Annotated in this window: 16 protein-coding genes and 1 riboswitch; of the genes, 8 read left to right on the forward strand and 8 right to left on the reverse strand. The window is 43.2% G+C overall.

The genetic code is table 11. The annotated features are described in order from the left end of the window. The first annotated feature begins 106 nt into the window (after positions 1 to 106). Complete coding sequence (gene glpK, locus ACJ9PY_RS05560; RefSeq protein ID WP_411739623.1) at positions 107 to 1,597, forward strand: glycerol kinase GlpK; 1,491 nt, start codon at positions 107 to 109, stop codon at positions 1,595 to 1,597. 67 nt (positions 1,598 to 1,664) lie between these two features. Next, on the forward strand, positions 1,665 to 2,132 hold the full coding sequence (locus tag ACJ9PY_RS05565; protein WP_053534045.1) for a CBS domain-containing protein: 468 nt from the start codon (positions 1,665 to 1,667) through the stop codon (positions 2,130 to 2,132). 53 nt (positions 2,133 to 2,185) lie between these two features. On the opposite strand, the gene ACJ9PY_RS05570 is transcribed toward ACJ9PY_RS05565, so the two are convergent. From ACJ9PY_RS05570 to ACJ9PY_RS05585, 4 genes are all read right to left on the reverse strand, one after another. Beyond that, a complete protein-coding gene (locus tag ACJ9PY_RS05570) occupies positions 2,186 to 4,300 on the reverse strand; it encodes a penicillin-binding protein 2 (protein ID WP_336059052.1) in 2,115 nt (704 codons plus the stop codon). 343 nt (positions 4,301 to 4,643) lie between these two features. Further along, complete coding sequence (locus ACJ9PY_RS05575) at positions 4,644 to 4,997, reverse strand: hypothetical protein (RefSeq protein ID WP_057275766.1); 354 nt, start codon at positions 4,995 to 4,997, stop codon at positions 4,644 to 4,646. A gap of 74 nt (positions 4,998 to 5,071) precedes the next feature. Next, positions 5,072 to 6,253 (reverse strand): DUF2515 family protein, encoded by a 1,182-nt coding sequence (locus ACJ9PY_RS05580; protein WP_411739624.1) that lies wholly within the window; start codon positions 6,251 to 6,253, stop codon positions 5,072 to 5,074. A 21-nt stretch (positions 6,254 to 6,274) separates the two neighbouring features. Beyond that, positions 6,275 to 6,442: a hypothetical protein gene (locus ACJ9PY_RS05585; protein WP_153246154.1), complete on the reverse strand. Its 168-nt coding sequence runs from the start codon at positions 6,440 to 6,442 to the stop codon at positions 6,275 to 6,277. Positions 6,443 to 6,951: 509 nt separating this feature from the next. Between ACJ9PY_RS05585 and ACJ9PY_RS05590 the strand changes: the two genes are divergently transcribed. The 3 genes from ACJ9PY_RS05590 (at position 6,952) to ACJ9PY_RS05600 (ending at position 11,103) form a co-directional block, all read left to right on the forward strand. After that, on the forward strand, positions 6,952 to 8,703 hold the full coding sequence (locus ACJ9PY_RS05590; RefSeq protein ID WP_411739625.1) for an ABC transporter ATP-binding protein: 1,752 nt from the start codon (positions 6,952 to 6,954) through the stop codon (positions 8,701 to 8,703). After that, positions 8,700 to 10,718: an ABC transporter ATP-binding protein gene (locus ACJ9PY_RS05595; RefSeq protein ID WP_411739626.1), complete on the forward strand. Its 2,019-nt coding sequence runs from the start codon at positions 8,700 to 8,702 to the stop codon at positions 10,716 to 10,718. The genes ACJ9PY_RS05590 and ACJ9PY_RS05595 overlap by 4 nt, the downstream gene beginning before the upstream one ends. Positions 10,719 to 10,854: 136 nt before the next feature. Further along, positions 10,855 to 11,103 carry a type B 50S ribosomal protein L31 gene (locus tag ACJ9PY_RS05600; RefSeq protein WP_034314776.1) on the forward strand — a complete coding sequence of 83 codons (249 nt, stop codon included), beginning with the start codon at positions 10,855 to 10,857 and terminating at the stop codon, positions 11,101 to 11,103. An 87-nt stretch (positions 11,104 to 11,190) separates the two neighbouring features. Here ACJ9PY_RS05600 and metC read toward each other — a convergent pair whose 3' ends face one another. Continuing rightward, the gene (gene metC / locus ACJ9PY_RS05605) at positions 11,191 to 12,372 is read right to left on the reverse strand and encodes a cystathionine beta-lyase (protein WP_411739627.1); all 1,182 of its coding nucleotides are present in this window, start codon (positions 12,370 to 12,372) and stop codon (positions 11,191 to 11,193) included. Beyond that, entirely contained in the window at positions 12,369 to 13,481 is a 1,113-nt protein-coding gene (locus ACJ9PY_RS05610; RefSeq protein ID WP_034314771.1) for a methionine biosynthesis PLP-dependent protein, read from the reverse strand. The genes metC and ACJ9PY_RS05610 overlap by 4 nt, the downstream gene beginning before the upstream one ends. Before the next feature lie 86 nt (positions 13,482 to 13,567). Next, positions 13,568 to 13,681, reverse strand: a riboswitch (SAM riboswitch). A gap of 326 nt (positions 13,682 to 14,007) precedes the next feature. Between ACJ9PY_RS05610 and fumC the strand changes: the two genes are divergently transcribed. Continuing rightward, a complete protein-coding gene (gene fumC / locus ACJ9PY_RS05615) occupies positions 14,008 to 15,390 on the forward strand; it encodes a class II fumarate hydratase (protein WP_411739628.1) in 1,383 nt (460 codons plus the stop codon). A 109-nt stretch (positions 15,391 to 15,499) separates the two neighbouring features. Next, positions 15,500 to 15,742, forward strand: coding sequence for a hypothetical protein (locus ACJ9PY_RS05620; protein WP_034314767.1), 243 nt, complete (start codon positions 15,500 to 15,502; stop codon positions 15,740 to 15,742). Positions 15,743 to 15,799: 57 nt separating this feature from the next. Here the strand turns inward: ACJ9PY_RS05620 and ACJ9PY_RS05625 are convergent, their stop codons facing one another. Next, on the reverse strand, positions 15,800 to 16,945 hold the full coding sequence (locus tag ACJ9PY_RS05625) for an ABC transporter ATP-binding protein (protein WP_098185206.1): 1,146 nt from the start codon (positions 16,943 to 16,945) through the stop codon (positions 15,800 to 15,802). A 113-nt stretch (positions 16,946 to 17,058) separates the two neighbouring features. Further along, positions 17,059 to 17,943 carry a PucR family transcriptional regulator gene (locus ACJ9PY_RS05630; RefSeq protein WP_057275772.1) on the reverse strand — a complete coding sequence of 295 codons (885 nt, stop codon included), beginning with the start codon at positions 17,941 to 17,943 and terminating at the stop codon, positions 17,059 to 17,061. Positions 17,944 to 18,123: 180 nt separating this feature from the next. Here ACJ9PY_RS05630 and ACJ9PY_RS05635 point away from each other — a divergent pair, with 180 nt between their 5' ends. After that, positions 18,124 to 19,161, forward strand: coding sequence for an NAD-dependent epimerase/dehydratase family protein (locus ACJ9PY_RS05635; RefSeq protein ID WP_369315903.1), 1,038 nt, complete (start codon positions 18,124 to 18,126; stop codon positions 19,159 to 19,161). Positions 19,162 to 19,188 lie beyond the last annotated feature (27 nt).

The following is a 19,188-nucleotide window of genomic DNA, read 5'->3' on the forward strand; positions in this document are numbered from 1 at the left end:
ATATATTTTTTGTTTTCACGGGTATATCTAGTAAAATGTAGAAAGAAAAAACAGCATGACACTTAAGCTGAAATGAACCTTTTCTTAAGTGCAGGAGGAGACAGCCGTGGAGACTTACATACTATCATTGGACCAGGGAACGACAAGTTCCCGGGCCATTTTATTTAATAAAAGCGGGAAAGTTTTGCATATTGCCCAAAAGGAATTCACCCAGCACTTCCCGAATCCAGGATGGGTGGAGCATAACGCCAATGAAATTTGGGGCTCCATCTTATCGGTAATCGCTTCCTGTCTATCGGAAATGAATGTAAGGCCTGAACAGATCGCTGGAATTGGCATAACGAATCAACGGGAGACGACCGTGGTATGGGACAAGGAAACAGGTCAGCCGATTCATCATGCCATCGTCTGGCAATCCCGGCAGACAAGCGAAATTTGTATGCAATTGAAGGATGAAGGCCTCGATGGCTTATTCTTGCAGAAAACCGGATTATTGATTGATGCATATTTTTCCGGTACAAAGGTGAAATGGATTCTCGACCATGTAGATGGGGCACGGGAAAAGGCTGAAAACGGAGACTTATTGTTTGGTACGATCGATACGTGGCTGATATGGAAACTTTCGGGTGGTAAATCACATGTAACAGACTATTCGAATGCTTCAAGGACGCTGATGTATAACATTCATGACCTGAAGTGGGACGAAGAGCTGCTGGAAATCCTGCAAGTGCCGCAATCGATGCTCCCTGACGTTCGTTCTTCATCGGAGATATACGGGAAAACAGCGCCACATCATTTCTTTGGGCATGAAATCCCGATTGCCGGAGCGGCGGGAGATCAACAGGCCGCATTGTTCGGCCAAGAATGCTTTGAAAAAGGAATGGCTAAGAATACGTATGGCACCGGATGCTTCATGCTGATGAACACAGGAGAAAAGGCAGTGAAATCAGAGCATGGCCTGTTGACCACGATTGCATGGGGGCTGAATGGAAAAGTCGAATATGCCTTGGAAGGAAGTATTTTTGTCGCAGGTTCGGCCATACAATGGTTAAGGGATGGACTGAAACTCTTGCATGATCCGAAAGACAGTGAAAAGTATGCTTTGCGGGTCACTTCAGCCGATGGTGTCTATGTAGTTCCCGCATTTGTAGGATTAGGCACCCCTTATTGGGATAGTGATGTCAGGGGAGCTGTATTCGGACTGACAAGGGGGACATCGAAGGAGCATTTCGTCCGGGCAACATTGGAAGCATTGGCCTACCAGACAAAAGATGTCCTTAGCGCCATGGAGATTGATTCAGGGATTAACCTAAAGGCATTAAGGGTTGATGGCGGGGTTGTCAAAAACAACTTCTTGATGGAATTCCAAAGCGGCCTCCTGAATGTACCAGTCGAAAGACCTGTTATTAGTGAAACGACAGCGTTAGGAGCGGCGTATTTGGCTGGGCTCGCTGTCGGATATTGGGAAAGTCAGGAAGAGATTTCAAAGCTATGGGCGGTCGATAAGAAATTCGAACCCGAGATGGAAGAACAGGAACGGAAGGATTTATATAATGGCTGGAAAAAGGCAGTTCAGGCGGCAAGGGTTTTTAAATAGAGTAAGTAAGGGTATTGATAGGGAGAGATGAATACAGAACGTACAAACTTAAAAAAGGGGTGGTATTATGTTAGTTAAGGATTTCATGATAAGGGAAGTCTTTGTAGCCCGTCCTGATTTTACATTAAAGGAAATTCTGCGGATCTTGATCGAAAATAAAGTGGGCGGGGTCCCCGTTGTGGATGAACAGGATAAGCTATTGGGAATGGTGACGGACGGGGATATCCTTCGTTACTTGACACCTGCAGAGGAAGCCATCATGGGGTATTTCACCTACATTACGGTTCTTCCCGGTGAAGAGTTGGATGAAAAGGTTACATCCAAAATGAATGATAAAGTCTCACAAATCATTAAAAATAAAAGGATTACAAAGCTATCTCCCGAAGATCCGCTAGATGAATTGATAAAGGTCCTTTCCAAGCATCATTTCAAGAAAATCCCCGTCGTGGACAAAAATGATAAAGTCGTCGGCATTATCAGCAGGGGAGATGCCCTTAGGGCCCTTTATAAGGAATTCGTTCAAAAGCTGGAATGAATGGGCATCATAAAAAGGCCTGCTCGATTACGAGCAGGCCTTTTTTGTATTCATCATTGAGTGCTTTCTACTGCTTTATCTGCATCAGATTCACCTTTTGCTCTTTTTTCCTTCAATTTAAAGTAGGCGTCCATTACGTCCCGCCCGATCCGTTTGTTAATATCATCAGAGGGCTTGCCTTGATACACCCATGGCACGACGACAGAAAATGCCACTTCCGGATTATTGTGAGGTGCATAACCTACAAGCGTCAAATTGATAGTCGGGACTGGCGCGCTATATTGATTCCTCCGCGGTCCGTCATAAAAGGCCTCGGCAGTACCCGTTTTTGCTGCCGCACGGTAAGACTTCCCGCCGAAATATTTATATGCCGTCCCGCCTGGCTCCTGTGCGACCTGCCTGAATCCTTCCTGGACACGCTGCATCCAAACGTCTTTTCCGCCTAAGTCGTTTAACACTTTAGGACTCATCGTTTTAAAGACGCTGCCCAATTCATTGTGTTCGTTGGATGGATTCCTGATTTCCCTGACCATATGGGGCTCAAGCCTTTTTCCGCCATTTGCAATCGTCGATACATACTGTGCCAATTGCATAGGGGTATATGTATCATACTGGCCAATCGATAAATCCAGCAGCAATCCGTCTGTTGACATATCGACGCCTTTAAACCCTACGGATTCATTTGGCAGGTCGATTCCGGTACGGACACCCAATCCAAATTGGGCATAATGATTCCGCATGATGGCATAAGCTTCCCGATTGATTCCTAACGGCCGGTTAGGGATATAATGCCCGCCGGCAATTCTGATCGCCGTCATGAACATATAGACATTCGACGATTTCTTTAACGCAGAGACATCGGTTACATAACCCAAATCACTATAAGATCCTTTCGGAGGAGCTCCTGCTAAATGGAGTTTCCTGTCAAAAAAAGCTGACCCTGGTGCGATGGCTCCTGTCTGAAAGCCCGTATAGACAGTGGCCCCTTTGACAGATGACCCCATCGTATAGGATGTCGTTATGTTTCCAAGGGCAAAATCGTTCATTTCGGTCAATCCAGTTTTACTGTTACGGCCGTATTGCCTGCCAGCCATCGTGAGCACCTCGCCTGTATTCGGGTCCATTAAAACGACGAAGGCACGATCCAAAAGGTAGGTATTTCCCTTAGCCTTGGTTTTGCGCAATTCGTTCTCGATGATTTTTTCAACCTGCTGCTGCAGCTCCATATCAATTGTAAGGACCAAGTCTTTTCCGCTTTGCCCTTCAGTGAGGGTATTCGTTTTGATGACTTCCCCTTTGCTCAGCACATTTTCAATCCGCGTCTTTTGACCGCGGAGGACATCTTCATATTGTTTTTCGATATAACTTTTTCCGACCCGGTCATTCCTGGTATAGTCGCGTGCCAGGTAATAGTCGATATTTTCACTGGGAATGCCTTCTTCGGAAGAAGAGACCTTGCCAAGAACCGAGCGGAGAGTCTCGTCATACTTATAGGTCCTTTCCCAATCCGTCGTTACATCCACACCTGGCATTTCATCCAAATGTTCGCTGACCCTGGCGAATTCCTTAGTGGTGACATCTTTATTCTTCACGATCGAAGGTGCGAGGGCATAGCCGCTATTGAATTCCCGGAAGATGGCGATCACTTCCAATTCATCTTTGGAGAATTCCTTGATATTCTCATCGGTTACCCGCTCCATTTGAAGTTTGTATAAATCTTTTTGCTCCAGTTTCTTTTCGATGACTTTCTTCTTCTCGGCCTTGGTGATCAAGGCTTCGGCTTCTTTCGGATGCTTTAAAATCCAAAAATCCTTTTTATCCGGAAGGGTTACCTTTTTGGTATCTTTTTCTATCAAGGTGGCAAGGACCTCTGCCGTCTTCACCATATCTGCCGTTTTCGTATTCGGGTATTTCGTATAGGTGATGGCATTACGCGGCTCATTATCAACGACCGGATTCAAGTTCCGGTCATACATCTTGCCCCGGGGAACGGGGGTATTGGCCACATCGTTTTCCGTTCGGTCGACTTCGCGGAGGTAATCATCCCCATACACGATTTGGACGATGCCAAGCCGGATTATTAAGCTTGAAAATAAAATGAATATTAAAAAGAACATAAAGTTCAGTCGGAAAGGAATTGGGGTTTTTTTCTTTTTTTCTTTGGCCATCATTAACATTCCTTTCTAGTAAAAGTAAAAAATAAGAAAATTCCTATCTCCAATGATATATAAAATTAACTTATTTTTCTATGCTTTATCCGTAAATTTATCTATATTTCCAAAAGAATGTTTTGTAGTTATATAATTCCTAGTAATCTTATAATTAGGAAAATTGATATAATAGATAAATAGAGGAAGAAGCGGTACAGCGGCAATCATTAGTAGGGATGCGTGGTTGGGGGGCTCCATAAAAAAAGGGGAACATAAACCAAGGTACTTGGAAAGAACTCTTTTACATGAACGATTAATGACTATAACCCTAATTCACTACAGAGACTTAAGTACCATGATTTTATTTTGCTTCATGTTTCCTAACGGGAGTTTGAGTCGTGACAGTGATAATCCCATTGAAGTATCCGCATAGCTCAAGCCATTTTTCAGGATAAATATAGTTGAAACGTTCAATGGTTTCCAGGGAGTGAAGCACAAGGCAATCGATTTGCCCCGTTTTTTTACTTTGTAAATTGGATAGCAGCTCATGCGGGATGGTGTAATAAGGGTGGATTTGATACGGATTGAGTATGACCGGGGAAATATTATTCTCTTCCATATACTTGTCCGTCACGATCTTTTGGATTGCAAAGCTTTCCTCCGTATGTAAATCCCCGATTTTGTAATTTGGATTCAAAAGTACAATGCCCCTCATTTGATTCACCCATTCTTTTTGCTAACCATTCTTGCCAAATGGGGGATGGGATATTCAAAGTAAGAGGCATCATGTTAGAAAATGGCTTTCATTCCGTTAAGGGTTTTGAGCTGCTTGACATTTTCGAGCACCTCGTTGGTCAGGTCCTCCTTTTTAATGATTGGTAAACTTCGTAAATCTTCCATGTAGCTTTCATTCGTGAACCAATCAAAGGAATGGGGAGGAAAGAATAGTTGATCTTTCCATGCATCATGAAGAGTGGGGCTGTAGATTTTATCATCTTTTGACGTGGATCCATCAGAGGTATATATGCTTGCCCAATAATCCTCTCTGGAACCCGTGTGGGGAATCTCTTTTGTAAAATGGCCGACTCCGCGAAAAACCACCGGATGCTGAAAAAGAAGCCCATATAATAATTTTCCCGTTTCAATGCGCTGTTTCGGGTCGGCAAAGCGTTCGACGGTAAGTCCTGTCAAGGAATGAAGTCCTTTTTGCTTGTTTGCATAAGGGAAGATCACTTTCATGAAGCCTAAGTATTCCTGAAGCTGAAAATCAAGCCTGCGGAGGATTTCACCATGATGGGTGCGTTTTAATATCCTTTCCTGAAGCATTCTTTGTTCATTAATGATAAGGGCCGTTGTCAAAAGGGGTGAATGGGGCTCTTCGATGAAAGATTCCCAAATCGGGGCCATGAATCTTGAAATGCGGAATACTGGTAAATACCTTCTTAGCGGAAGTTCTTTTTGTTTAGAATGTTCATATAAAAGAAGCTGGGGGAAGGCATCTGCAAATATGGCTGAATTGGCACGCTCAAGGAAAAGGAAAAATTTTTGCCGTTCCGCTCTGTCAAGTAGATGGGTCATGTTTGAACTTTTCAAGTCAGTCATATGGTATCCTCCATTCCTCGAAACCATATGTGCTAAAAAGGCCCAGTGAACCTCTGGATTGCGATTGTAAAAGGCAAGATAGGCTTGAGTTCTTGTGATATTGTTCCGGTTCAAGGCAGCCGTTTCGGTTCGAATGCTTTTTATCAGGGCGGCTTCCTCGGGGAAAAAAGCTTTTGACTCATCAACAGGCTGAAAGAGCTCTTTTTGTAAACGGGATTTTAGCGTGTCAAATCTTTCAGCATCGATGATCGGTTTTGTTTTGGCAGGGTGTTTACTCAACAGCTTTTGCAAATATTGGGAAAGCATACATTTCACCACGAATGTTTTTCGATCATTATATGCATAGCCATCAAGAAAGGGGCGTTGCATTTGCAACCCCCCAAGGTGATGTCATCTTTTTTTCTTCTTTTCCCGGTACAATAAAATATAATAAACTATCCAGAAAAGAAACACAGGAATGAAGGATAAAAATCTATATTGGACCGGTACGGCAAATAAGATGAAAATGGCAGATAATAAAAAGGGAACCGCCAGGAGTATATATTTTCTCCATTGCATAAGCTGAACCTCCTTAGGTTGCGTCATTCTTATTAGAATATAGGATTATCCATCAATAATCTAGAAAAGTCATAATTGACAAAAATATGCAAACGTAGTAACCTTTAAAAATAAGTTAAAAATTACCATTAATCAATGGAAAAGGAGGCGAACGTCATGACTAAATCAGTTAAGCACAGTGATGTCACAATTGAATATCATACGTCCGCCTGCCCTGATACCTTGTCTTTCCAGACATAGGATTCCTCGCTTCCATTCATGATTTTAAAGCGCAGGTTGTGGAATTTTCGCGGCCTGCGCTTTTATATGTGTTATTACGCATCTAAAAAAGCCTCCGCTAATTGGCGGGGGCTTTTTGGCATTTTGGATCCAGGTGCATTAGCACCCTTTCCATATAAAGGATAGGAGGAACTATAAATGAGACAAAAGACATTTGAAATCTTATTGCAGCCGGGAGATCCAGAAAGCGGTTAGCGAGTGAAAGGTTTGACCAAAAGGGAGGGGAATTCATGTTTGCGATTTTTAAAAAACTGTCCTGGTTCTTTAAAGAACAGTGGCAGCGTTACACCTTGGCGATTTTATTTCTATGTCTAGTGAATATCTTGGAGGTTATCCCGCCAAAACTTGTCGGGAATGCCATCGATGATATGAACAATGGCAGCATGACGCAGGAAGGGGTCATGAAATACGTTATTTATTTGCTCATGGTACTGATCGGCAGTTACCTATTTGGTTACTTATGGAGTTATCTGTTATTCGGCGGCGGAAACTTGGTCGAACGGAAACTAAGGTCAGGGTTTATGGGCCATTTGCTTAAAATGACGCCAAGTTTTTATGAAAAAAACCGTACAGGAGATTTAATGGCAAGGGCAACCAATGATTTAAAGGCCATATCCCTCACAGCTGGTTTCGGGATATTGACCCTCGTAGACGCGGTGCTGTTCACCATCACGGTAGTGGTCATGATGGGAGCCACGATCAGCTGGCAGTTGACGATTGCGGCGGTGCTGCCGCTTCCGATCATGGCAGTGCTAATGCAAATTTACGTGAAGAAAATTTACAAACGTTTTACGGATGCACAAGCAGCCTTTGGCACTTTAAATGACAAGGTCCTGGAATCCATTTCCGGTGTCCGTGTTATCCGGGCCTATGTCCAGGAACGGGAAGATGAAAAGCGATTTGAGGAAATGACCGAGGATGTATATAGCAAAAACCTAGCCGTGGCAAGGATCGACGCCCTCTTTGATCCGACAATCAGCATTATCATTGGCATCAGTTATTTAATCGGGTTGGGCTATGGGGCTTATCTTGTGTTTCAACAAGCCATAACGCTTGGCGGACTTGTTTCGTTCAATGTGTACCTAGGCATGTTAATCTGGCCGATGATCGCGGTGGGTGAACTGATCAATGTCATGCAAAGGGGAAATGCTTCGCTAGACCGTGTTCAGGATACCCTTTCGTATGAAGCGGATGTGAAGAATTCAATGGGGATGGAGAGTATTACGAACCCGGGGAATATCCAATTCAATTCAGTGCATTTTACATACCCGTCCTCAACGGTTGTGAATCTATCCGATATTTCCGTTCAGCTTAAGCGCGGTCAAACATTGGGGATAGTGGGGAAAACAGGTAGTGGAAAAACGACATTCGTGAAGCAATTGCTGCGGGAATATCCTTTAGGAACAGGTGAAATCGCTTTTGCAGGCATGCCGCTGGAGCAACTGCACCTTGAAGATATCCGTAAATGGATCGGATATGTTCCACAGGACCATTTTTTATTCTCGAAGACTGTTAGGGAAAATATCTTATTCGGTAAAATGGATGCAACGGAAGGTGAACTGGCTGAAGCCATCCGGCTTGCGGATTTTGAGAAGGATTTAATGATGCTGCCAAACCGATTAGAGACACTCGTCGGTGAGAAGGGTGTCGCTCTGTCTGGTGGGCAAAAGCAGAGGATCTCGATTGCCAGGGCATTGATCAAAAATCCGGAAATCCTTATATTGGATGATTCCTTATCCGCTGTCGATGCAAAAACGGAAACGACAATCATCGAAAATATCCAAAATGAACGGGCAGGGAAAACGACCATCATCACAACCCACCGCTTATCAGCCGTTCAGCACGCGGACAGGATTATCGTATTGGACAGCGGAAAGATCATCGAAGAGGGGACTCATGCGGATTTACTGCTGAATGATGGCTGGTATAGGGAGCAATATGAACGACAGCAGGTTGACGAAGGAACGGAGGTGAAAGCATGAAGGTCGTAAAGAAACTTTTTAATTATGCTGCCCTTTATAAAAAATTGATCATTGGCGCCCTGATCATGCTTGCTCTTTCGGTAGCGGCCGATTTAACGGGTCCTTTCGTTGCCAAGAAAATCATCGATTCACATATACTTGGCATCGAATCTTCCTGGCATGAAGCAGGTAAAGGAAAAGATGCAGTTAAGTATGATGGAAATTGGTATAAACGGGCTGATTACTTTTCAAAAGGTGAGAAGAAAGGCAGGGAAGTCCATGTTCTGCAGGTTGGCAATCAATTTGTCTTCGTAGATGAAGCTGTCCCTATCGATGGGCGCAGAACCTTGGAGAACCAATCATTGATCATCAGGAAAGACGGGAAAGAGCAACGTGCGCAAGCAGTGAAATTGACGAGTCAGGAAGTGATGGGATTTTATCAACCGGAAATCCCGCGGATCATTAAGCTTGTGGCTTTTTATTTTAGCCTTGTCATCCTTTCCTCCATTTTTCAATATGGCCAGAGTTTTTATTTACAGAAAGCGGCGAACCGAATCATACAGAAGATGCGAAATGATATTTTTAGGCATATTTCCCGTCTGCCGATACGTTATTTTGATAATATGCCAGCGGGTAAAATTGTAGCCAGGGTCACTAATGATACGGAAGCGATCCGGGAATTATATGTAACCGTGCTCGCCAACTTCTTCTCGAGTACCATTAATATTTTCGGCGTTCTAATTGCTTTGTTTATTCTGGATCCACGAGTCGGTACCATTGGCCTTCTACTTATTCCGATCATCGTTATCTGGACGATGGTATACCGTAAATTCGCCTCGAAATATAATCACATCATTCGGGAACGGGTCAGCGATATTAATGGAATGATTAATGAATCCATTTCTGGTATGAGCATCATTCAGGCATTTGGACGTGAAAAGGAGACGAAGCAATCTTTTGAAAATCTGAACCGGGAGCATTTTTCCTATCAAAATAAAATGCTCCATTTGAATTCGTTGACGGGTGGAAACTTGATTGGCGTCATTAAGCTTTTGGCGCTGATGGCCTTCGTCTGGTATTTCGGCGGGATTTCCCTTACAGCGGGTTCGGCCATTTCCTTAGGGATGATGTATGCAATTGTTGATTTGATCAGCCGCCTGCTACATCCGCTTCACGGAATCGTCAATCAGTTCGCTAATCTTGAACAGGCGCTTGTTGCAGGGGAGAGGACGTTCAGCTTATTGGATGAGAAGGGATTGGCAGTCAGCGATGAAAACATATCCAGATACAAAGGAAACGTACAATTCGAAAATGTTTCTTTTGGTTATAAGGATAAAGAATATGTGTTAAGGGACATTTCCTTCTCCGCTAAGCAGGGGGAAACGGTGGCTTTAGTTGGCCACACCGGTTCAGGAAAAAGCTCCATAATGAATTTATTATTCCGCTTTTATGACAGAAGTGAAGGTCAGATCAAAATCGATGGCAGAAATATATTGGATATCCCCCATCAGACGCTTAGGGAGCATATGGGGATTGTCCTTCAGGACCCCTATTTATTTACAGGCACCATCGCCTCCAATATCAGTCTCAATCATAAAGGCATCACAAGGGAAATGGTTGAAACAGCATTAAGAGATGTCGGGGGGGACAAAGTGCTGAAGCATCTTCCTTTAGGGCTTGACGAGCCCGTGATTGAAAAAGGCGGAACGCTGTCTTCCGGACAGCGTCAGCTAATCTCTTTTGCCCGTGCCCTTGCATTCAATCCGGCCATATTGATCTTGGATGAAGCGACAGCAAGCATCGACACCGAAACCGAGGCAATTATCCAGGAGGGTATGGAAGTGCTGAAAAAAGGGAGAACGACCTTCATCATTGCACATAGGCTTTCCACGATAAAAAATGCCGACCAAATTCTTGTACTAGAAAAAGGGCGGATTGCTGAGCAAGGTACACATGAGGAATTAATGGAACTGAAAGGGAAGTACTATCAAATGTATGAACTGCAGGCAGGTCCGCATAAAGGCATGGCTGGCTGAACACAATGGAATAAGGGTAGATCATCTAGATTAAACTATATTGAAGGTACCGACTTTTGGTACCTTCAAGCATAATGGTTGATAATAGTAATCATTACGTTTAAGATATACCTATACTGACGATGAGGTGATAATAGTGAAACAAGAAATTCATCCCGATTATCAACAAGTGGTATTCATGGATACCAACAGTGGGTATAAATTTTTGACAGGCTCCACTAAGACGTCCAATGAAACAATCGTTTGGGAAGACGGCCAAACATATCCTTTATTAAAAGTGGAAATCAGCTCGGATACGCACCCTTATTATACAGGAAAGCAGAAGTTTGCTGAAAAAGGCGGACGGGTCGATCGCTTCCTGGATAAATATAATATGAAGAAATGAGAGTTAGGCCATCGGGAAATCGATGGTCTTCTTTTATTGATGGAATAAAAAAGGTGCCCATAAAATATGAGGCACCCACTACTTTAATCATTTTGCAGCAATTGCTTCCCCTTTGGCAATATTGACGAGGGCAGCTTCGAAGTCCTTGATTAAATCGTCCGGATTTTCCAGTCCGACAGAGAGGCGGAGCAAGCTATTCGTAATGCCTCGCTTTTCCCTTTCATCAGCAGGCATGGCCGCATGGGACATTTTGGCCGGGTAGGATAATATGGATTCTACCGCTCCTAGGCTTACGGCAAAAACAGGGAGCTCGACAGTGTTCACGAAGGAACGGAAGATTTCCTCACTTTCCAATTCAAATGAAAGGACCGCCCCTGCTCCGAGTGACTGGCCTTTCTGGATGGCGTGCTGTGGATGATCGGCTAGGCCGGGATAATATACTTTTTTCACCAAGGGCTGCTCCTTTAAGTAGGCTGCAATCTTTTCGGCCCCTTTTTGTGAATGTTCCATTCTAACTGACAAGGTTTTCAAGCCTCTCATTACGAGCCAGGCATCCTGAACACCAAGGACCGCTCCAAAGGAGTTTTGAAGCGAACCGAGTCTTGCCGCCAAATCCGGATCTTTCACGACCGCAAGCCCAGCTACCACATCACTATGTCCGGATAAAAACTTCGTCGCGCTATGAAGGACAACATCAGCGCCCAAATTCAGCGGTTTTTGCAATGCGGGCGTCAAGAATGTATTATCAACAAAACTTAAGGCACCGGCTTTTTTTGCGATATCACATATAGCTTGAATATCGGTCACTTTAAGTAAAGGATTTGAAGGCGTTTCAATGTATATGGCCCTGGTATTTGGCTGAACCGCCGCTTTGACACTTTCAAGGTCCGTCATGTCAACGAAGGTGTGCTCAATATTGAAACGGTTTAAAACGCTTGTGACCATCCTGAACGTTCCGCCATACACATCTTCGGAAATGACGATATGATCCCCGGCAGACAATAGCAGGAAGGCTGTTGAAATGGCAGCCATACCTGATGAAAAGGCAAAGCCGTGAGTGCCTTCCTCAAGTTCGGCAATGATGTCTTCAAGTGCCTCGCGGGTTGGGTTCCCGCTTCTGCTGTAGTCATATTTGCCGAATTGATCGATATTGGATTGATGGAAAGTCGATGCATGCTGGATGGGGACGCTCACACCGCCCGTTGCCGGATCGAATTTATGTTGATTATGAAGTAATTTTGTTTCAAAGCTAAAATCATGATCTGTCATCGTAGTGCCTCCCTTTTTACATGTGCGAATGCTTGCTGCAAGTCACCAATCAAATCGTCGCTATCCTCGATGCCAACGGAGAAGCGGAGCAGTCGATTACAAACACCGTTTGCCGTTCTGACCTCAAGCGGTATATCGGCATGTGTTTGTGTGGCAGGATAGGTGATGAAGCTTTCAACCCCTCCCAGGCTTTCTGCAAAGGAAATTAATGAGAGCGATTGTAAAAATGGGTTGACCGCCGCTTCATCAATGATGCGGAAAGAAATCATGCCGCCTCGGCCCGGATACAATACGTCCGTAACACAATCATGCTCCGATAAGTAATCTACAAGTATCTTGGCATTCTTTTCATGACGCTCCATCCGCAATGCCAGGGTTTTCATTCCGCGCATCAACAGCCATGAATCAAATGGGCTCAAGACAGCTCCAGTGCCATTATGATGGAAGGCAAGTGCATCACATAATTCAGCGCCGCTAGCAACGATCAGTCCGGCGAGCACATCATTATGACCACCGAGATACTTGGTTGCACTGTGGATCACAATATCAGCTCCAAGCAAGATTGGTTGTTGAATAAGAGGCGTGTAAAAAGTGTTATCAACGATTAGCAATAAATTATATCGTTTAGCCAATGCGGCAACGGCGCTAATATCCGTTTGCTGCATAAGAGGGTTAGTGGGAGTTTCGATGAAGATGGCTTTCGTGTGAGGAGTGATGGCTTTTTCGATATCCTCCAAACAACAAGTGTTTACATAGTCACACTGCAATCCCCATTTTTTAAAACCTTGTTCTAACAGCCGATATGTACCGCCATAAAGATCTTCACTGACAATCCACGCATCCCCGGATTTAAAAAGGGCGAGTATAGTGGAGATGGCGGCCATTCCTGAACTGCAGGCATAGCCTTGGTCTCCTTTTTCCAGATCGGCGATGGATCGCTCCAATAGCTGGCGGGTAGGGTTACCTGTCCTTGTGTAGTCGAATCCCGTCGATTGACCGATTCCTTCGTGGCGAAAAGCTGTTGAAAAGTATACCGGCGGATTGACTGTTCCTGTCGCCGTTTCACTGCGATTTCCTAATTGAGCAAGATATGTTTCAGGTTTATACATGGTTTTCACTGCTCCTTTGAGTTAAATAAAATAAAAAAAAGTCTTCTTTAAGAAGAAGACTTTGATTAAGTAGGGACGAGTCATTCTTCTTATCTTCCAAGTTCATAAACTTGTGGAATTAGCACCTTTTCATTGGTTTGAAACAAATGAAGGTTGCTGAGGTGTCATCGGGCCATTCCCTCTACCTCTCTCGATAAGAGTTTAGATTATTCAATTTCTTTTGAATTTACTATATATACAAAACACTGTCAAGGACATTTTGGGGATGATGATGTGTTGGTGTTCATGGCCAGGTCAATTGAAGCCTAGCGGTGCCTACACTTTATGTGTCAAAAAAGAATATCCAAATTTTCATCTAAATATGAATGGCCTAGGATTTTTCAGAAATATGGAAAGGGTCAGCGGGATATTTTTGCTTTAAAATAATAAAGTTTGTACAATGTATGGAGAGAAAGAATAATCCGACATTATTCATTTCATATGCAAAAATTCTTCAATGAATAGTGCAAACTTAGGAGGAGAACACATGGAATACAGAATCGAACGTGATACGATGGGTGAAGTGAAAGTTCCTGCTGATAAATATTGGGGAGCACAAACTGAGAGAAGCCGTAACAATTTCAAAATCGGTAACGAAAAAATGCCGATAGAATTGGTTCGTGCATTTGCATACGTTAAACAAGCTGCTGCAAAGGTGAACTATGATCTTGGCGATCTTTCCGAAGTTAAAAAGAACGCCATCGTCAAGATTTGCGGCGAAATCCTTGAAGGTACGCTTGATGAACATTTCCCGCTTGTAGTTTGGCAAACGGGAAGCGGTACGCAAAGTAATATGAATGTGAATGAAGTGGTCGCTAACAAAGGGAATGAATGGTTAAAAGAAAATGGTGAATCGGAAATCCTTCACCCGAATGATGATGTTAACAAGGCACAAAGCTCAAATGATACTTTCCCGACTGCCATGCATATTGCAGCCTTTATGGAAGTCGCTGAAAAATTGGTTCCTGCCATCAAAGCACTTCGTGATACATTCAATACAAAAGAAAAAGAATTTTGGGATGTCGTGAAAATCGGCCGGACACATCTTCAAGATGCTACACCCTTAACATTAGGACAAGAAATTTCCGGTTGGAAAGCGATGCTCGATAAAGATTTGGCGATGATTGAGGAAAGCAGCCAAAAACTATTGAACCTTGCTCTAGGCGGAACGGCTGTAGGAACCGGAATCAATACAAAGAAAGAATTCCCGGGACTTTCTGCCAAACAAATTGCAGCGGATACAGGATATCCTTTTGTCACATCTGATAATAAGTTCCATGCATTGACTAGCCATAACGAAATCGTCTACGCACACGGTGCTTTGAAAGCATTGGCGGCAGATTTAATGAAAATTGCGAACGATGTCAGATGGCTTGCAAGTGGACCGAGAAGCGGAATCGGAGAAATTGCCATTCCGGAAAACGAGCCGGGCAGCTCCATCATGCCAGGTAAAGTCAATCCGACCCAAAGTGAAGCGCTTACCATGATTGCGACACAAATCGTGGGTAACGATGCTACAATTGGCTTTGCAGCAAGCCAAGGTAACTTTGAATTGAATGTATTCAAACCAGTCATCATCTATAACTTCCTGCAAACGGTCAAATTATTGACGGAAGGCATTCATTCCTTCAACGATAATTGTGCGGTTGGCATCACTGCAAATGAAGATAAGATCAAAGAAAATGTAGAGCGTTCCCTTATGCTGGTAACAGCATTGAACCCGCATATCGGTTATGAAAAAGCAGCCAAGATCGCCAAAACTGCCTTCAAGGACAACTCCACGTTAAAAGAAGCGGCATTGAAACTGGAGTTCCTGACGGAAGATGAATTCAAAGCATGGGTCGATCCTGCTAACATGGTTAATAAATAATTGGTTGGAAGCACCCTCCCTCTAACATTAGGGAGGGTGTTTCCATGTGTTAAAATACTGGAATCGACAAATACTGAAATCATAAGTATCTGGAACAGGAGGAAAAACAATGTCTATATGCCCGCTTTGCAACGGTCTAAGAAAAATTCATGTGGATTGCCCGGAATGCGGCAGTGAACTTGAGGATAAAGGGAAATTCATGGATTATGCTGATGATTACAGTGCTTATATGGATATCGACATACTTAAAGAAAACGACGGATACCCTCAATCCCTTCAAAAAGGGCAATGTCCCCATCTCATGAAATGCCCTGAATGCGGACATGATGAAGTGGTATTGGTCCAGGAATGAATCGCCCTTTATTTTAATAAACGTAAAAAGACCCATAATGAATGGGTCTTTTCATGTTTAATTGGCAGATAACTTCATGCTTTCCTGCATCTGTTCATCTTCTTCAACTAAAATGCGATGTTCGGTCCCTTTATCAAAAAAGTGCGCTTTATTCATGTCGAGGGCAAGTTCGATCTTTTCGCCTGCCTGGATAATGTTATTGGCATCGACCCTTGCAACGAAGTCCTGCCCCTCTAAAGTGGAGTAGAGCATGATCTCCGCGCCCATGAGTTCGGCTACATCAATTTGGGTCGTGAATGTAGTGTTAGGGGACTCCGTGAAATAAGCTCCTTCATTATGGAAATCTTCCGGACGGATTCCAAGGATTACATCTTTTCCGACATATCCTTGATCACGTAGCATTTTCATCTTAAATTCAGGTATTTCAAGCGTTTGTTCGCCTATTTTGATTGTGCCTTCTTTTAATGTTCCGGTAAAGAAGTTCATGGCAGGCGATCCGATAAAGCCGCCGACAAACACGTTTATTGGTTTCTCATAAACATCCTTTGGAGCACCGACCTGTTGGATGATACCATCTTTCATTACAACAAGACGTGTCGCCATGGTCATTGCCTCTGTTTGGTCATGTGTGACATATATCGTTGTGGTGTCGAGCCGTTTATGCAGTTTAGCTATTTCCGCGCGCATTTGAACCCGCAGTTTTGCGTCGAGATTGGATAATGGCTCATCCATCAAGAAAACTTTTGCGTCCCTTACAATTGCACGGCCAAGTGCAACACGCTGGCGCTGACCACCTGAAAGCGCTTTAGGTTTCCTGTTTAGCAGCTCTTCAAGTCCGAGAATCCTTGCCGCTTCATTTACTCTTTGCTTGATTTCAGCTTTTGGCGTTTTCCTGAGCTTTAATCCGAATGCCATATTGTCAAATACAGACATATGAGGATATAAGGCATAGTTCTGGAAAACCATCGCAATATCGCGATCTTTAGGGGGGACATCATTGACTCGCTTGCCGTCTATGTATAAATCCCCTTGGGAAATGTCTTCCAGTCCGGCAATCATCCTTAATGTCGTTGATTTACCGCAACCTGAAGGTCCCACAAAAACGATGAATTCCTTATCGGCAACACGAAGGTTGAAGTCTTTAACAGCCGTCACCTTTTTATCATAAATCTTGAATATATGATCTAATACTAACTCTGCCATGAAAAATCCCCCTTTTAAACTCTTAGATTACTTGTACCAATTAGCTATAGTCTAAGCTATAGGTTTTGAAAAAAGTATGGGCATATTGCACAAAAAAGTGTTTACATTGGAAATTAATCATTTAGTAAAAGTATCAAGTATGCAGTAAGGGCATGACGGAAGTTTCTAATATCGAGACCAGTTTTTTCAGAGAATCTATCGATTCGGTATTGTAAGCTGTTCCGATGTATATAAAGCTGTTTGGCGGCATATGTGGCATTGGAGTTACATTCGATATATGTTTTAACCGTTTTGATAAGCTCAGTATCCTGCTTGGTCTTGCCAAGAATTTCATTGATAAACCAATTTGCATTCTTAAAGGATGGATCATTTATTAATGAGTATGGGATGATGTCTGCCAAATCAGTCACTTTTATATCCGGCAGATGCACCTGTGCCACTTCAAAACACTTTTTCTCCTGAGTCCAGTGATGACGAAGGTCTTGATCTACAGGGTGAAATCGCCCGGTGAACATACGGGTCTTTACATAAAAGTCACTTTCAAGTGTGGAAGTAATGGCGATCAGTTCTTTATTTGATAATGGTTCATCCTTGTCCGGTTCAATTAAGACGCCTGCCGTTTCATTTTCCCAAATAATAGCTGCGTCAGATGGAACGAAAGCGAGGAAGGCCCCTTCAAAATCGGAGTTGGAAAAATCAGCATGAGTCAACTTGAAATGAAGGAATCGAACATTCTCCCAGCTCGTTAAAGGCAATGGTGCATTCGGTTCGGATAAAAAATTTTTCCATGATGAGCCTGGATGTGCATTGAGGTTATTTGGGTTTATGGAAGGAACAAAAAGCAGTTCCAATAAACGGATTTCTTCTGCTGTGATTTCTGAACGGGGAATACCAAGTATACTTCTGAAGTCTTCGAACCAAACATAATTAGAAATATCATCAGTATCCTTTTTATTGGTAAGAGCGTTCGGGAATTTTTGTTTAAGATTTTCAAGCATCGGTTCCACCTTCTTTCTCCCTTTCCATATCATTATAGCGAAAAAGAATAAAGTTCAAAAGATTAGGATATCTTTAGTTTTTCCGAGAAGGGAAAACCAAAGAAAAGTTGCAAGTATTATTAATTTCAGGAGAGGGTATTGCGTATGCTTTATGGAATATCGGTTAAGAGGAGGAGATCCATGAACATTTTAATATTGGGCGGTACACGGTTTTTAGGCCGATATATAGCAAAAGCTGCAATAGAGAAGGGGCATGATGTCACACTTTTTAATCGTGGAAATGACCCTTATGTTTTCCCTGAAATAGAACAATTAAAAGGGGATCGCGACGGTGATCTTGAAATGCTGAAAGGAAGACAATGGGATGCAGTCATTGATACATCAGGCTTTATCCCTCGAACTGTATCAAAATCTTGCAGGTTGCTTAATCAAGTTAAACATTATACATATATTTCAAGCATCTCAGTTTATAGTGATCCAACCGAACCAGGTATTGATGAAAGTGGAGAGGTTCATGCACTAAATGAAGATAAAGCAGAAGAAATAACCCGCGGAACGGCTGGACCGATATACGGTGAATATTATGGACCGTTAAAATCATTAAGCGAAAAAGCAGCTGAAAAAGAACTGCCGGGGAAAGTCTTGTCAATTCGTGCCGGGCAAATAGTAGGTCCATATGATTACACTGACCGATTGCCGTACTGGCTTAAAAGAATAGCGGAAGGGGGAGAAGTTTTAGCGCCTGGACGCCCTGGACGTCCAATCCAAATTATCGATGCAAGGGACTTGGCTCAATGGATCATCCAAATGATGGAAAAGGGCGTGACAGGTACGTATAATGCCGTTGGGCCAGAATACACACTGACTATGGGGCAAATACTAGAAGACTGCAAAAAGGTAACAAGAAGTAATGCTGCCTTTACATGGGTCTCTGAAAAATTTTTAAATGACAATAAAGTAGAGCCGTGGGGAGAAATGCCTTTATGGATACCGGAAGAATTCCCTTTACCAGGAGGTAAGGAACCTTTGAATGGGTTTTTGGCTGTCGACAACGATAAAGCAATCAAAAATGGACTGACATTCCGTCCCCTATCAGAAACTCTCGAAGATATATGGAATTGGGAAAAGGGCCGTCCGGAATCCGCCGATAGAAAAGCAGGCATGCACAGACAACATGAAAGTGATCTTCTTGGATTATGGAAACAGACAATAGGTTGAGACCTTCTTTTATTATACTGAAGTATT

This window comes from Peribacillus sp. S4, from assembly GCF_046715815.1.
In the GTDB taxonomy this organism is placed as follows: Bacteria; Bacillota; Bacilli; order Bacillales; family DSM-1321; genus Peribacillus; species Peribacillus frigoritolerans.